At 41.6% G+C, this 16,730-nt stretch carries 11 protein-coding genes; 10 read left to right on the top strand and 1 reads right to left on the bottom strand.

What is annotated here, in order from left to right:
* Positions 1 to 132: 132 nt before the first annotated feature.
* From AC787_RS21740 to AC787_RS21750, 3 genes are read left to right on the top strand one after another with little or no spacing between them, the layout of a single operon-like run.
* Complete coding sequence (locus AC787_RS21740; RefSeq protein WP_414730992.1) at positions 133 to 996, top strand: multicopper oxidase domain-containing protein; 864 nt, start codon at positions 133 to 135, stop codon at positions 994 to 996.
* A gap of 17 nt (positions 997 to 1,013) precedes the next feature.
* The gene (locus AC787_RS21745; protein WP_235561034.1) at positions 1,014 to 2,213 is read left to right on the top strand and encodes a ZIP family metal transporter; all 1,200 of its coding nucleotides are present in this window, start codon (positions 1,014 to 1,016) and stop codon (positions 2,211 to 2,213) included.
* Between the two features lie 26 nt (positions 2,214 to 2,239).
* Positions 2,240 to 2,425, top strand: a complete 186-nt coding sequence (locus AC787_RS21750) for a twin-arginine translocase TatA/TatE family subunit (RefSeq protein ID WP_054026701.1) — start codon at positions 2,240 to 2,242, stop codon at positions 2,423 to 2,425.
* A gap of 50 nt (positions 2,426 to 2,475) precedes the next feature.
* Here the strand turns inward: AC787_RS21750 and AC787_RS21755 are convergent, their stop codons facing one another.
* Positions 2,476 to 4,602, bottom strand: a complete 2,127-nt coding sequence (locus tag AC787_RS21755; RefSeq protein ID WP_054026702.1) for a heavy metal translocating P-type ATPase — start codon at positions 4,600 to 4,602, stop codon at positions 2,476 to 2,478.
* 262 nt (positions 4,603 to 4,864) lie between these two features.
* Here AC787_RS21755 and AC787_RS21760 point away from each other — a divergent pair, with 262 nt between their 5' ends.
* The 7 genes from AC787_RS21760 (at position 4,865) to AC787_RS21790 (ending at position 16,720) form a co-directional block, all read left to right on the top strand.
* Complete coding sequence (locus AC787_RS21760) at positions 4,865 to 7,057, top strand: hypothetical protein (protein ID WP_054026703.1); 2,193 nt, start codon at positions 4,865 to 4,867, stop codon at positions 7,055 to 7,057.
* A 25-nt stretch (positions 7,058 to 7,082) separates the two neighbouring features.
* Positions 7,083 to 10,241: a hypothetical protein gene (locus AC787_RS21765; RefSeq protein ID WP_054026704.1), complete on the top strand. Its 3,159-nt coding sequence runs from the start codon at positions 7,083 to 7,085 to the stop codon at positions 10,239 to 10,241.
* Complete coding sequence (locus tag AC787_RS21770; RefSeq protein WP_054026705.1) at positions 10,238 to 11,287, top strand: HEAT repeat domain-containing protein; 1,050 nt, start codon at positions 10,238 to 10,240, stop codon at positions 11,285 to 11,287. The genes AC787_RS21765 and AC787_RS21770 overlap by 4 nt, the downstream gene beginning before the upstream one ends.
* 36 nt (positions 11,288 to 11,323) lie before the next feature.
* Complete coding sequence (locus AC787_RS21775) at positions 11,324 to 12,754, top strand: glycosyltransferase family 2 protein (protein ID WP_082360901.1); 1,431 nt, start codon at positions 11,324 to 11,326, stop codon at positions 12,752 to 12,754.
* A 454-nt stretch (positions 12,755 to 13,208) separates the two neighbouring features.
* Positions 13,209 to 14,138, top strand: a complete 930-nt coding sequence (locus AC787_RS21780) for an ABC transporter permease (RefSeq protein ID WP_414730993.1) — start codon at positions 13,209 to 13,211, stop codon at positions 14,136 to 14,138.
* An 18-nt stretch (positions 14,139 to 14,156) separates the two neighbouring features.
* Complete coding sequence (locus AC787_RS21785; RefSeq protein ID WP_054026708.1) at positions 14,157 to 15,065, top strand: carbohydrate ABC transporter permease; 909 nt, start codon at positions 14,157 to 14,159, stop codon at positions 15,063 to 15,065.
* Between the two features lie 41 nt (positions 15,066 to 15,106).
* The gene (locus AC787_RS21790) at positions 15,107 to 16,720 is read left to right on the top strand and encodes an extracellular solute-binding protein (protein WP_054026709.1); all 1,614 of its coding nucleotides are present in this window, start codon (positions 15,107 to 15,109) and stop codon (positions 16,718 to 16,720) included.
* The last annotated feature ends 10 nt before the right edge of the window (positions 16,721 to 16,730 follow it).

A 16,730-nucleotide genomic window follows, 5' to 3' on the forward strand; every position in this document is an offset into this window, starting at 1 on the left:
GTTGGAGCAGCTGGCGTTCTAGGTGTCCTCGGAAGTAGTTTTTTAAATACAAGTGCATTATTCGGCAAGTCTGCTCATGCGATGGGAAAAGAAGAAATGCATCATACGCTCAAGGATCAGATGAAACAAGGGATGGCGCATGGTTATGACCCGGGCACAGATTCAACACCGGGGCTGGAAGCGGCGGTTAAAGCATTAACGACTTTCGATTATGGGGTTGTTAGTACTTCACCAGATGGCAAGACGATTAGAGAATACAATATTCAGGCATGGGATGCTGAAGTGGAAATAGCGAAAGGGATCAAGTTTCCGGGTTGGACATTCAACGGTACGATTCCAGGACCGACACTTCGTTGTACGGAGGGGGATATCATACGAATCAAGTTCGGGAACGGCTCTGCGCACCCGCATTCTATTCATATGCACGGAATTCATCCACCCAATATGGATGGATTGGAGCCTGTCCCGACAGGAAGTGAATTTATTTATGAATTTGAAGCAAAGCCAGCAGGGCTGCAGCCGTATCATTGTCATGTTCCTCCGCTGGTAAGACATATTCACAAAGGTCTCTATGGTCACTTCATTATTGATCCTAAGAAACCAAGGAAACCGGCAAAAGAGTTAAGTATGGTCATGAATGGATTTGATCTGGATTTAGATGGTGAGAACGAGGTTTACACGGTCAATGGCTACGCATTTGCTTACCAATCCAGACCGATTAAAGTGAAAACAGGAGAGCTGGTTCGCATTTATTTAAGTAATTTAACGGAATTTGATCCGATTAATTCTTTTCACTTGCATGCTAATTTCTTTCACTATTATGCTACTGGCGCTGATCCAGATGCGAGGCCGCAATATACAGATACGATTATGCAGTGCCAAGGGGAGAGAGGCATCATCGAAATCACGTTTCCCGCTCCTGGGAAATATATGTTCCACGCACATCAGAGTGAGTTTACGGAACTCGGCTGGATGGGATTTTTTGAAGTCGGATAACCAGAGGGGTGTAGGATGTGCAAAGTGAAATCATTCATAAAAAGCCGAATAAAAAAATAGCTTGGCTGCTTGGCGTAATGCCGCTCCTGCTGCTAGCTGGTTTGATTTCTGTGATCGCTTCATGGGGTACAGGTGTAGAAGAACAGCAAGCTGCCCCGATAGAAGTGCTGAATATTGAACGTATTATTTTGACGGATGATGGATTCGAAGTCCGTATACTTAATTCTGGACCAAAGGAGCTGACCGTTGCTCAAGTGGTTGTTGATGATTCTTTTTGGAACGCAACCTATTCACCTAGTCCAACGCTTGAGAGATTCGGCAGTTCGACGATCTATATTCCTTATCCTTGGGTCGAGGGCGATCCTCATCAAATTAAGCTTATAACCACTAACGGACTAATTTTCACAGGTGATGTACTTGCTGCAATGAAAACACCGACTGCGGACACCAACCGATTCCTACAATATTCACTAATTGGCTTTTATGTTGGTGTAGTTCCTGTAGGACTGGGATTGCTGTGGTATCCCTTTATGCGGCGATTCTCATCTAAAGGCATACAAGCGGTTTTGGCATTTACAGTTGGACTTTTATTTTTCCTTGCTGTCGATACGATACAAGAAGGATTAGAGCTAGGTACGGAAGCACCTGGTGTATTTCAAGGCACTGGCCTTGTCTGGTTCGGAGCAGCATTAAGCTTCTTATTCTTGATTGCCATCGATCAGACCAAATCCAAAAAAACATTAAATCATAATGACCCCGGCAAGCAGGTATCCTTCAAAATAGCCAGTGGAATAGGTCTTCATAATCTCGGTGAAGGTCTCGCTATAGGTGCTGCTTTTGCCGCTGGCGAGGCCGCGCTTGGATCATTCCTTATTATTGGTTTTACGCTGCACAACATTACTGAAGGAATTGGCATCGCTGCACCGCTTTTAAAAACAAAACCAACATTCAAGACTTTCTTGGCATTAGCTGTCTTGGGCGGCGGACCAGCCATTATAGGAACCTGGATCGGTGGATTTGTCTTTAATCAAACACTCGCGGCATTGTTCTTCGGTATTGGAGCGGGGGCCATTGTTCAAGTTATTTATGTCATTTTTAAAATGATTTTAAGAGATGCAAAGGCTGCAAAAGCACCCGCCGTTTCATGGCTTAATTTCTCAAGTCTAACACTTGGTATTTTGCTGATGTATGTAACAGCTCTGCTAGTCAACTTCTAGAATGAAACGGGAATGGGGAGATCGGAATGCCGATGAATATAGGGGTCGCAGGAATTGTATTGCTTGTTATTTTAGGCTTGCTGCTATTCGGACCATCTAAGCTTCCGCAACTCGGGCGGGCAATTGGAACGACGCTTTCAGAGTTCAGAAAAGGGGCAAAGGGACTTATAGACTCAGATGAGAAGCAGGATCAGACGAAGGAAACCAAATAAACAAGAGCCGTTAGCATGCAGCTAACGGCTCTTGTTTATTTACGTTAGGATTACCCTAGACGCTTTTTTCCTTCAATTAATAGGGTCAAACTAACAAGCGTAACAAAAATAGTAGCTCCCATATCAGAGAGAATGGCAATCCATAAGGTGAGCCATCCGGGAATAGTAAGCAAGAGCGCAATGACTTTCAGCCCAAGTGAGACGCTAATGTTGAAGCGAATGACGCGATTTACCTTTTTGGCAATGGAAACGGCTTCTGGCAGCTTGCCTAAGTGATCCTGCATCAAGACGATATCCGCCGTTTCGATCGCACTGTCTGTTCCTTTGCCCATCGCAATGCCGAGCTGCGCAGATGCTAGAGCAGGAGCGTCATTAATACCGTCACCGATCATGGCGACATGATGGTTTGCAGAAAGCTCCTTAATTCGCTTCACTTTATCTTCAGGAAGCAGATTACCGTAAAACTCAGACACTCCGACAGCTGAAGCTACTTTCTCTGCTGTCTTCTGATGATCGCCTGTCAGCATAACGGTGCGTGTAATGCCAAGCTTGTGCAATGATGCGATAACTGATCGGCTTTCCTCACGAATTTCATCTGAAATGCCGAATATGCCGAGTACTTGCTGCTCGTCTGCTACTAACACCAAGGTCAGACCGTCTTCTTTGAATTGATCAATACGAGATTGTATCGATTCAGGAATCGCAATATGAGCCATGTTTTGTTCATTTCCGAGCCAGTACGAATGACCAAGAACCTTCGCTTTAATACCCCGCCCTGAAATCGTTTGAATTTCATCCGGCTCAGGAACGGAGATATTCCGGTTAGCTATTTCTTGCATAATCGCTTTCGCCAGTGGGTGGGAAGATGATTTTTCAATTGCTCCAGCAGCTTGAAAGAAACGTTCTTCATCGTAAGCCGCAAGCTCAGCAACATGTGGTTCACCTTTTGTTAAAGTGCCACTTTTGTCAAAAGCGAGTATTTCGATTTTACCAAGCTGCTCTAGAAAAACGCCGCCTTTTACCAGTACGCCATTGCGTGCGTTCCTTGTAATGCCCGAAACAATGGCAATGGGAGAAGAAAGGATTAGTGCACAAGGGCAGCCTACAATTAATACGGATAATCCTTGATAAAGCCATGTTATCCAATCTCCCTGAAAGAGGAGGGGAGGGATAAGTGCAACAAGCGCGGCAACAATCATAATGAGCGGCGTATAATATTTAGCGAATTTATTAATGAAAAGTTCGGTTGGTGTTTTTGTCTCTTGTGCTTCTTGAACGAGATGAAGGATTTTTGCCAAGGAGGAGTCCTTGTATGCCTTATCAATTCGAACAAGCAGAAGCCCTTCATTGTTAATGCTCCCGCCGTAAACGAGTTCGCCAGCATCTTTCTCTACCGGCAGCGATTCACCTGTAATGGCAGCTTCATTCACCGAGCTTTTCCCTTCAGAGACGATACCGTCCGAAGGGATTTTTTCACCTGGTTTTATTTTTACGAGATCACCGATTTGAAGAGAAGCAATCGGAACGATGAGCTCTTGGCCGTTCTCTAGTTTTAACGCTTCCTTTGGAGCAACTTGAAATAATGCTTTCATCGAGCGTCGGGCTTTTTCCATACCATATCCTTCGAGCAGCTCATTAAGTCCAAACAAGATGGCAACGAGAGTAGCTTCTTTCCATTCGCCAATGGACACAGCCCCGACTAACGCAATGGTCATTAAGGTATCAATAGTGAATTTGAATTTAAGTAAATTTTTGAGTCCACGGAAAAATGTAGTGTAGCCACTAATAATCGTTGCGGTCAAATATAAAAGAATGACAGCTTGTTTGTCGAGCACGCCATCAAGGAAGAGTGCGGCAACATAGATTATACCTGACACAATGAGCATTTTAAGCATTTTCGAATTGCCTTCAGAATGACTATGATCGTGATCATGACCAGCATGATTATGGGTACTGTGATCGTCCCCGGTATTTGTTTCTGCGCTTGCTTCGATATAGGCGTTGTCCGATTTCAAAATTTTCTTGACTGCAGTCATGGAAATTTGCGGATCAACCGTTAATTTTCCTGAGTTATAGCTTAGCTTTGCATCCGAGCCATGCTCCAGTTGTTTAATCTCTTCCTCTATTCTGAGGGCACAGCCACCACAAGAGAGTCCCTTTATTCGATACTCATTCATAAGTCATCCTCCTTCCATTTGAATATATGAATACTTGTTCATATAATATGCAATTCCAACATTTATGTCAAACGTATTTTCTCCATTCAGACATAAAAACATGTAACAGCAATTGGTTTCTTAGAAACCGTTCGAAGTGAAAGCGGGAAATGGGAATAAATGTGCATTATACCTTCAAATTTTCGAATTGGATAAATTTGATGTGTACCGCTGAATAGACAGTCAAACAAATCTATACTTATAATGTTTTGGGGGGCTGCAAATGAAGATCTCTAATAAAAAGTATAGTTATGGTTCAATTATCATCATTATTTTAATCGTAATCGCACTTTCAATCCTATTTATTTTGAAAAATACATGGAATACAACAAATCATAAAACGTCCACACCAGAAATGGCATCGGAGTATGTAAGCAAGGTTGATCAGACCTCTTTTTATGTTTTGGAAAAAGGACAATGGACTAAAACATTTATTAAGGGTGTAAACCTTGGAGCTGGAAAACCAGGCGCTTTTCCGGGGGAAGTTGCCATTACATATGATGAATATTATAGATGGCTCGGCTATATTTCGGATATGAATGCAAATACGATCAGAGTGTACACGATACAGCGGCCACAATTTTATAACGCATTATATGATTTTAATCAAAATGCAGTGAAAGATGGCAAGAAGCCTATTTATGTGTTTCATGGCGTTTGGATTAATGAGACCGATATCGCTACAATCGATGATGTTTATGGCAACAATGACAAGATACTAAATGATATGAACGTTACGGTAAAAGATACGATTGATATTTTGCATGGCAATCATTATTTGCCAGTAAATAAAGGCCATGCGGATGGCAATTATACATCGGATGTTTCGAAGTATGTTATCGGATGGATTCTAGGAATTGAATGGGAGCCCTCTCTCGTCGTTAGCACGAATGAAAATAACCCTGAGCGCAACCATTATAACGGTAAATATCTTTATAGTGTAGATGCGTCTCCCTTTGAGACCTTTCTAGCTGAAGTAGGGGACAAGCTTATCGATTATGAAATGACAACCTATAAGATGCAAAGTCCGGTTGCATTCTCTAATTGGGTAACGACAGATCCACTAAAGCATCCTAACGAGCCTTATAAAAACGAAGACCTTGTAGAAGTAAATGTCGAGCATATTAAATCGCATGACAGCTATAAAGCGGGTATGTTTGCCTCTTATCATGTTTACCCCTATTACCCCGATACGTTCAGCTATCAGACGGATTACATTAACTTTAAAGATGCCGAGGGGAAACCAAATCCCTATTTGGCTTATTTAGAGGAAATTAAAAAGTTCCATTCCATGCCTGTTCTCATTTCAGAATTTGGCATTCCTGCCTCACGCGGCAAGGCACATGAAAACAGAATAACAGGTTTTAATCAGGGGTTTATTGATGAGAGTACACAAGGCGATATGCTGCTGAAAATGATGAATGATATTCACTCTGCTAATTTAGCAGGCGGATTGGTTTTTTCGTGGCAGGATGAATGGTTTAAGCGAACGTGGAACAACAATGACCTGGATTTGCCTGATTCGCGTCCGTTCTGGCTTAATGCACAAACGAATGAGCAGCATTTTGGTTTATTGGCGCTTGATCCGGGAAACGAGAAAAGCATCAGCTATATCGATGGTTCGTTCGATGATTGGGTAAATGAGACTCCGCTGTATGCTGACGATCAGATTAAACTATACGTTAAAAGTGATGAAGGTTATGTATATCTCATGGTTGATGCTGAACATTACGACTTTAATAAGGACACTTTAATCATACCGATCGATACGATAAAGGAACAAGGGAATACAAGCCTTCCGCAGTTTGGCTCCACATTCAGCAAGGATGCAGACTTTGTAGTCAAGATTCATGGACGAGCGGACTCACGTGTGTTAGTAGATGCTTATTATGATAATTACGATTTTAGATATGCGGTTCAAACGAGTCTTATCGAATCGAAGCCATCCTTTCATCACAAAAACACGGGGGTTTTTAATCCGATCCTGCTTAGCTTAAATAAGAGTTACGTTGTTCCACCGCTAAATACGGTCGTTCCTTTTACAGGATATGAGACAGGGCTGCTCCAATACGGGATATCGAATCCGAATAACCCCGACTTTAATTCGTTAAGTGATTTCTATTATAACGATGGCAAAATAGAAATGAGAATTCCATGGCAGCTGCTAAATGTGATGGACCCTTCCCAAAAATATGTTATTGATGATATGCACGCTCGCGGGAAGATATCAAAGTTGAAAGTAGCTGGATTTAATTTTGGCATACAACATATAAAATCCGGCAGCACGATGGAAACCAAGCAGCAGCCTGTAACCATGAAGGAATATAGCTGGAAGGAATGGGATCAGCCGACATTTCATGAAAGATTGAAACCTTCCTATTATATTTTGCAAAAAGGGTTTCAAGCGATTAATTAATTCATATGTAAAATGAGGAATTCAAATGAGAAAAAGGCATATTAAAACTCGTTATATCATTTTTATAGCTTTATTAATCGGATTGTTGGTCCCTTTCATTGTCTGGTTGCTTATACCGAACAAAAACCTTGATATCGTTGTAATTAATAAAACCTTTCCTACTGAGACCTCTGTAACTGGTGAAATAGGTGAGTTGGATTACAGTAAGCAGCGCGGGTTGTTCTGGGTTATGAACCATCTGCGGATAAATAACCCAGCGACTAATAAAGCGTATGACGCAGATAAGGATTATTATGGGAACTTTCTCTCCGATGGGAAATTAACGGCGGTACCTTTTGATAAACGGGCTAATGTGCCTGACATGATCTACATTTCGGATGCGTACGGCACAGGCAATTCAAAGTTAAATGGTGTTGAACCAAAAGGGATTTCAGGTCTGACGATAGACGAGGTTAGCTTAATTGCTACCAGCTATGCCAAAGGGACGACAGTCATTGGCGAGTACAATATTGCAGGAGAGCCCACGGAGCTGAGCGTATCCAAGGAGCTGGAAGCTATTTTTCATGTTGGCTTTAAGGGGTGGGCAGGCAAGTTTTTCTCTGAATTATCATCTAAGGAAGATGTTCCGAATTGGATTAGAACAACTTACGAGCAGCAATACGGGAAAAAGTGGAGCTTAACTGGAGCGGGAATCGTTATAGCGGGCAACAATAGAATCATCATATTGGAGCGCGGGAAAGATTTTGCAGGACAATCGATAAGCTTATTCATGTCTGAGGATCATGCTGGGGACTATCCTACGGACACGGTCGATTACTATAACTGGTTTGAAATCATTGAGCCAGCAGACGAAAATTCGGTCATCGCATGGTATGACTTAAAGGCGACTGAAGCAGGCAACGAACAATTAAAGATTTTAGGGCTTAGCAGTAGGTTCCCAGCCATTATTGCGAATAAATCAGGTGGGAAGAGCTCCTATTATTTTGCTGGTGATTTTAGTGATTACAAGGAGCCTGAAAAGATAAAACGTTTTTGGGGCGCTTCCACGCTATATAAAATATTCAGTGTAAACAGCGAAGGGGATTATTCTTATTTTTATTGGCATTTTTATGTGCCGCTTATGTCCAAGCTGTTAAAAGAAACGAAACCATTGGATGAAAACATTACATTTAAGGCTAAAACAGAGGCTGCTCCAAATGGTACGCAGCTAGTCTCTAAAATAGTAGATAACAAATTTTCTGTTTATCAAAACGGAGCTTGGAATAGCATGTTTGTAAAAGGAATGAATATCGGCACGGCAATACCAGGTATTCCCGAAGGAAGCTTCCCGGAAGATACGACCATTTATACAGAATGGCTTGAGAAAATTGGTCAAATGAATGCTAATGCCATAAGAGTATATACGTTGATGCCGTCAGGATTTTATCGGGCGCTTGATATTTACAATGCTAATCATCAAGAAAAACCACTGTACTTGCTTCAGAATATATCGCCAAACAATGAGCCGCCATCTGGCGATTTTCTGAATCAAGGGTACAACGAATCCTACAAAAAGGCCGTCCAAGACACCATTAACGCCATTCATGGAAATGCTAATTTGAAAACAAAAGAAGGTCTAAACTCCGATCTGTATATGAATGACGTTTCTGGCTATATTCTTGGATATTTAGTTGATCCAGGCTTAAGTCCCGTACAGGTAAAGGCAACTGACCAAGCTCATCCCTCTTATAACTATATTGGGGACTATGTTTCATCAGGTTCAGACGCAACGCCGACGGAGTCGTGGCTAGCTTCCATATCCGATCACATCTTTCAATATGAGCAAAATCATTACAATATGCAGCATCCTGCAGCGATTACGAGCATTCCGGAACTCGACATTCTTGAACATACGAAATCAAATCCGGAGACTCTGGATGATGCGGTTTCAGTTGATATTAATCATATGGATATTTCCAGCAAAGTGATAAGCGGTTTTTTTGGCGCTTACAATGTCTTTCCGGATCATCCGGCGTTTATGGCTGGAGAAACGAAAAAAGCGATGCAAGGCTATGCAGGCTACAAACAATATTTGGACCATTTTATGAACACTCAAAAAAAGTATCCGGTACTCATTAGTGAATTTGGGCTGTCTACCAGTATGGGTTCATCACAAATATCCGTTTCTGGCAATATGGACGGTCAAAACAGCGAGATCGAGCAAGGGGAAGTCATCGTTGCGATGATGAATATCATTAAGGACAGCGGCAGCATGGGCGGACTTGTTTATGAATGGGCGGATCAATGGGGAAAAAGCAGTCGGTTCAACGCTTCCCTAATGATACCTTATGAGCATGGAAGCCTCTGGCACAATGTGATTGATCCTGCTCAAAGGTATGGTGTGTTGGCTATAGAAGCACCTACGCCCAAAGAGAATGCGATGACCTTGCGAGGAGCTGATCCCTTACGTTCCATAGCCTATGCAGCTAACGAATCTTATTTCTATATAACAGCCGAATTCAGTGAACTGCCGGAGTTTAAACAGAAAAATATAATGATTTATTTGGACACCGTCGATAGAAAAAATGGCGAATACATGTTAGCGCCAGATGTGAATGAAAATTGGTCTGGTGCAGAGTTTAACATCAGCATTCAAAATAGGAATCAAGCGGAATTATTAGTTATACCCCAATATAATGCAAGCAAAGGCACTTATTTTACTTCCGTATCGTCTAGCGGGATTTATGAAAAAATGCAGCGGCAGCTGTCAAAAGCATATAAAACGCCTCTAGGTGAATCGGTTCCTGCAGTCTACGAGGATGGTTCAACTTTGACCGCGGGCAGCTTTGAAAATATTAATAGTCATTTTTATTTTGAGGGTAAAACGCTATATGTAAGAATTCCATGGGCAAGCTTGAATTTTACGGATCCGTCCAGCTTGCTCGTATTAAATGATGAGAAGAAACAAGGCATATTCGAAAACACAAAAGATGCCCTTGGTGTCAGAATGACGGATGGCATAGTCGCTTCATTGGTGATTCTGGATAAAAAAACGCAAAAGGTTGATTATCATTTTCCCGAAAGCGTTACGGCATCCGGCTATAGAACCTTTACGTGGAACACTTGGAATAAACCCGATTACGTATCGCGCAATAAGAAAAGCTACGATATGATTAAACAACTTTTTGCGCAGGAGGATAAATGACAAAAGAAGCATTATATTTATTGCTCATCTCATCAGCATTATTTTCATTTTTTTTGATATCAATTATTGTCATTTGGTTCTTTCGATATTTTAGAGAATCCAAAAATAATAAATTAAAGCAGCAGCTAGAAGATGTGTTTGCATCTTACTTTGACGCAGGAAATGAAAATAAACGAACGATCATTCAACGATTGAATAAAATCGTCGGAAAAAGCGCTAGAAGAAAAGAGTTGTTTATTAATATCGTCATTAGTTATGATGATGATTTTATTGAAGCTAATCATGATAAGATGATGAACATTTATGAATTGACAGGAGTAAAAGCATTTCTTTTAAAAAGACTCCAATCAAACAGCGTTCATATCCAGTCTTTAGCCTGCCGACATTTAGGGGAATTACAACTTAGAGATACAAAAACATCGATTATTGCGCTCATATCAAGTAAAAATAATGATGTGATCTATAATGTAATGCTTGCTCTTGCGAAGCTTGGTGATCTCGAGGGTCTTGTTCATATCCTTACCAATGAATCTAAAAATATGAACTTGTCTCACAGAGCCATTATTGAGATTATTTCCGCTTTTAACGGCTCCAAAGAAGAACTGTTTAGTCAAACCATTGCATTAAGCGATGACTATATGAAAGGGATTCTAATAAAAGCTATGGCTCCTTATCGTATTGAAGGACTGAATGAGTATTATATTAAATATTTAAATCGTGATGATAAGAACCTTAAGATAGCATCAATACGAGCGCTGTGTGAGTTAAACAAAGAGGAGCATGAACCCTATATACTAGCAAAGCTTGATGATCATGATTGGGAGGTCAGAGCAGCTGCTGCAAAAGGTCTTGAAAAGATTGGTACGCATAGAAGTTTAGCTGAGTTAGGGAAAACGACTGGCGACAGTATGTGGTGGGTAAGACATAATGCCGCAAGCGCGCTTATCCTCATCCCTGGAGGTATAGAATTCGCTTCTAACATCATCAACGGGGATGATAAATTTGCACGGGATGCGGTTGCTAGTGTTATTGAAATGACTTCCTAATGACAACTTAGAAAAACGAGGATGGTTTTTGCATACATGTATATTCTCAGAATGTTTATTATTTATTTCAGCGAGTTTTGTATGTTGTATACGATTGGAATTAATATTTTCTATAATGGGCAGATGTTTATTGCTTCTTTGGATATGTTTAGTTATTTGAAAAAAATGAAGGCTTCAGATTATAGAAGATATATCGATTCTAAAAATATGATTCCGATCTCTATTATTGTTCCCGCATACAACGAAGAGAAGACGATTGTTGATAATATTAAATCACTGCTTGCTTTAAATTATTTTGAGTATGAGATTATTATTGTCAATGACGGCTCAAGTGATGGTACTAGAGAAAAAATAATTAAAGAGTTTAATTTGAAAAAAGTAAATCAACCAATCATGCAAAGCTTGCCCACGAATGAAGTAGTTGGCGTTTATCGGAATAATGAATACGAGCGATTAATATTTGTAGATAAATTAAACGGCGGCAAAGCTGATGCCCTTAATGTGGGCATTAATGTGTCGATCTATCCTATTTTTGCATGTATAGATGCGGATTCCATATTAGAAAAAGATGCACTTATCAAGCTTGCGATGTTATTTGTGGAGAATCCTGAAACAATCGCCGTTGGGGGCATTGTCCGAATTGCGAATGGATCTGTCATTAAGGATGGCAAGCTTATGGAAATGAATATCCCTAAAAGCAGCATGGCAAGATTTCAAATCATTGAATATTTTCGGGCTTTTCTTACGGGGCGAACCAGCTTCAGCAAGTTAAATTCGATTTTGATTATTTCCGGTGCATTCGGAGCGTTTAATAAAAGGGTCGTTATTGAGTGCGGCGGTTACAAAGTAAATACAATCGGTGAAGATATGGATATCATCGTTAGACTTCATAAGGCGATGAAAGAGCAGAAGAGAAAGTACAACATTCAATTTCTTGCTGACCCGATTTGCTGGACTCAGGCTCCAGAATCAATGAAGGATCTAAGAAGCCAGCGTAGAAGATGGCAAATCGGACTATTTGATACATTAATCAGTTATAGGAAGATGCTGTTTAATCCGAAATACGGGAAGATCGGTATGGTGACACTGCCTTATTACTGGATATTCGAATTAATCGGACCTATCGTTGAGGCTCTTGGTTATATCTTTATTCCATTAGCCTATCTTTTTGGCTTATTGGAATTTAGCAGCTTTATTACTTTTTTTGTTATCGCTTTTTTACTCGGCACTACATTATCAATGGGCAGTATTTTATTGGAGCAAATCACATTTCGCAAATACAGCTCGTTTAAGGAAACAATGCTGCTCGTGCTATTTGGCGTGTTGGAGAACTTAGGTTATCGTCAGCTTACTGTGCTGTTCCGTGTTGAAGGGATTTTTAATTTCAGAAGAGGCCGGCATTCGTGGGGGGCCATGAATAGAAAGAAATTTGTTTCTAATGAAGAGACGAAAGATATCAATATGTGATCCTGAAGTTTAAATATAAAGAGTAGCTGTACGCAAATGCGACTACTCTTTTTTTTTGTTTGATCATTTTGATGAAAAAAATGAAAACGCATACATGTCATTTTTGATTTTGATCATTTCTTACGATTAAAAGGGCTTGTATTCGTGTTGAAAAGCGATTGGTAAATCTTGCGGATGGCGCTAAATGAGCGATTTATCAACAAAAATGACACATAACTGCAATTATCAGAATAGTTGCAGCAGTTCGCTAATTGATGTTTCCTCATATAAGTAAAGCGCTATCATCCAATACGGAAATGACATATTTACGAGAATTACTATGTTGGCTATTGTTGTGAATGTAAGCGATAGCATTTCTTAAATTCCTGTCGCCAATCACAAAACAAAAGCATTCATAATGAAACGGGGAAGGAGTGATTTTATGCAGGAAGCTAAAAGTATCGCAGCACCAAGTATGCTTCCGGAACCTGCTAAAGAGAAGAGCAGAATGGGGAAAAGAGTCCTTCAAAATTGGGAACTGTATTTATTCGTTGCACCCGCATTTTTCTACTTTCTAATCTTCTCTTACGGTCCGATGTACGGCATACAAATCGCGTTTAAAAACTTCATACCAACGAAAGGGATCTCAGGAAGCCCTTGGGTCGGATTCGATCACTTTATCCGATTTTTTGATTCTTATTACTTTTGGGACTTGATTTGGAACACATTAAGTATTAGCCTGTATGAACTCGCAATCGGGTTTCCGATTCCGATTATACTGGCGCTGGCCTTCAATGAGCTGAAGGGCGGTTCCTTTAAGAAGATGGCTCAGACCGTCACTTATGCGCCGCATTTCATTTCGGTCGTGGTTATGGCGGGTATGATCATTACGTTCTTATCGCCCTCATCAGGGATTGTCACACACCTGATTGAATGGCTGGGGTTTGATGCTCCAGATTTCCTGACAGACCCTAAGTGGTTCAAGACGATGTATGTATTCTCGGGTGTATGGCAGAGCGCGGGTTGGGGAACAATCATATATTTGGCTGCGCTTTCAGGAGTCGATCCGGGTCTGCATGAAGCAGCAATCATTGATGGAGCTTCACGATTCCAACGTGTTCTCCATATTAATATCCCGACGATTGTCCCAACGATGACGATTCTTTTAATTCTGAACATGGGAAGCTTGCTTGGGGTTGGATTTGAGAAAATACTGTTGCTCCAAAACTCGCTTAACATGGAGTCATCCGATGTCATTTCAACTTTCGTCTACCGATCAGGACTTGTGGATGCCCAGTATAGCTTCTCGACGGCAATTGGCTTGTTCAACTCCGTCATTAATGCAATTGTTCTAGTTGTTGTGAATCAGATTGTACGACGTACCAATGAAAATAGCTTGTGGTAGAAGAAGGGGGTATGACCGATGATTTCCGCTGTTAAAGAGTCCGGAAGGGATAAAGTGTTTCTGATTTGCAACTATGTATACGTATTCTTGGCTTTTGTTATTGTCGCCTATCCTGTCATTTATATGATTAGCGCTTCTATAAGCGATCCCAAATTAGTCGGTTCCGGCGAAATGTGGCTCTGGCCAAAAGGCATTACGTTTGAAGGCTATAAGAGGGTGTTCCAGAACACAAGCATATGGACGGGATACGGCAACACCATTCTCTATACGGTGGTAGGCACATCAATTAACTTATTCGTTACATTGCCAGCCGCATATGCACTAAGCCGTAAAGACTTTTTGGGACGCAACTTTTTTATGGGTATGTTTCTGGTCACCATGTTTTTTGGCGGAGGCCTCGTACCAAGTTATTTGCTCATCAAGGAATTAGGAATGGTTAATACGATTTGGGCGATTGTGATTCCTTCGGCCGCTTCGATCTGGAACATCATTGTAGCGCGTACGTTCTTTCAATCATCCATTCCGAAAGAGCTGCAAGAGGCTGCACAGATCGACGGGTGCACCAACCTGCGGCTGTTCATCAAAATTATTTTACCGTTGTCGATGCCGATCATCGCAGTTATGGCTTTGTTCTACGGTGTGGGCAACTGGAACAGCTACTTCTCGGCGCTCATTTATTTGAATGATGCTGCTAAATATCCTTTGCAGCTTGTATTGCGCCAGATTCTTGTTCTACAGGAGATGTCGGCTCAGGGCGGGGGCGTAATTGATTCTTCATCAGCATCGGCTCTTAATAACAAAGCTGAAATCGCTGCGCTGGTCAAATACGCTGTTATTATCGTAGCGACAGCACCGATAATCGCTATCTATCCGTTTCTTCAGCGTTACTTTGTGCAAGGTGTCATGATTGGTTCCGTTAAGGGCTGATTTTGCTCATAAATAGTATGAAAAAGGGAGAGGGATTTTGGATGAAAAAGCTAAAAAAAGCATCATCTTTGTTACTCAGCATGACGGTGCTCGTCTCCGTATTAGCAGCTTGTGGTTCGCCGAACAATGAGGAGAAAACGAATAGCAGCAATGCAGGTTCCGAAACGTCCGCATCCAAAACGGCTGACGGGGTTAACAAAGAAGGGTTTCCGGTTGTCAGTAAACCGATTACCTTGAAGATGATGTCACAGGACGTTGGCGTTGCTGACTGGAACAAAATGCCTGTACTACAAGAGATGGAGAAATTGACAGGCATTAAGCTGGAATACCAGAACGCCCCGATCGACAGCTTTGCGACCAAGAAAAATCTAGTATTTGCAAGCGGAGATTTGCCGGATATGTTCTATGCAGCGGATCTGAAACCTGCAGAACAAGTCACTTACGGAACTCAAGGTGTTCTTATTCCTCTTGAAAAATATATTGATGAAGGCTATGCGCCAAATATCAAAAAGATCTTTGATGATCATCCGGACATCCGCAAGTCGTTCACCACGCCAGACGGACATATTTATGCGCTGCCGAACGTTGATTTAGCAGCAGTCTGGTACCGCGGTCCGATGTGGTACAACGGCAAGTTCTTGAAAACTCTTGGGGCAACAGAGCCTAAGACGACAGAAGAGCTGTACGCCTATCTGAAGCGTGTTAAGACTGAAGACCCGAATGGAAACGGTAAGCAGGATGAAATTCCGCTCACATCCGACAAACTGAACGATTTGCGCATGTACTTCCTCGGTTTCTGGGGCATTTATGATGAGGTCGTTTATGCCGATAAGGATGGCAAAGTACATTACACGCCACAAGAAGAGGGTTACAAAGGATATTTAACGTTCCTGAACCGTCTATGGAAAGAGGAATTGCTGGACCACGAGACCTTCTCGCAAACGGGTGAACAGAAGAAAGCAAAAGGGAAAAACAATCAAATTGCTTTGTTCAACGACTATTACCCTTACTTTACGCTAGGCGGCGAACCAAGCGAAGACAACCCGTTGATGACGCCGGTGAAAAGTGAAATCGCTGATTCTCCTGTCTATGGCAAGCACCCTGGTATTTCAGCGAATGGTACCTTCGCCATCACAAGCAGCAATCCGGCTCCAGAGGCAACGATGCGTTGGGTAGATTACCTATACAGCTATGAAGGTGCTACCTTGTTCAATCAAGGTCCTGAGAACCTTCTGTGGAAATATAAAAACAAGGAAACGCATGAAAAGGAATGGCTTCCTGTTCCAGGCGGCATCGACCGTGAAGAATACCGCGGAACGATGACACCAAACTATGGTATTCTTACGCCGGGTATGAACTCAAGCGATGTTGCCGTAGGCCTTCGGAGCGAATTCGATCTATGGATCGATAAGCAAAATGCAGAGAAACTTACACCAATCGCAAAACCGCCTTACCCTAACGTTTATTTGACAAATGAAGAGCAAACTGAGGCTTCTGCTTTGTTATCAGATTTGAACACTTACGTTACACAGATGGAAGCGAAGTTCGTAACGGGCCAGGAGCCGCTCTCCAATTGGGACAAGTATCTAGAACAAATTAAAAAAATGGGCGGCGACCGTATCGCTGAGCTTTATCAAAGCGCTTACGACAGATAGTTCATAGGTA

The sequence above is a fragment of the Bacillus sp. FJAT-28004 genome, assembly GCF_001280845.1.
GTDB lineage: Bacteria > Bacillota > Bacilli > Paenibacillales > Paenibacillaceae > Pristimantibacillus.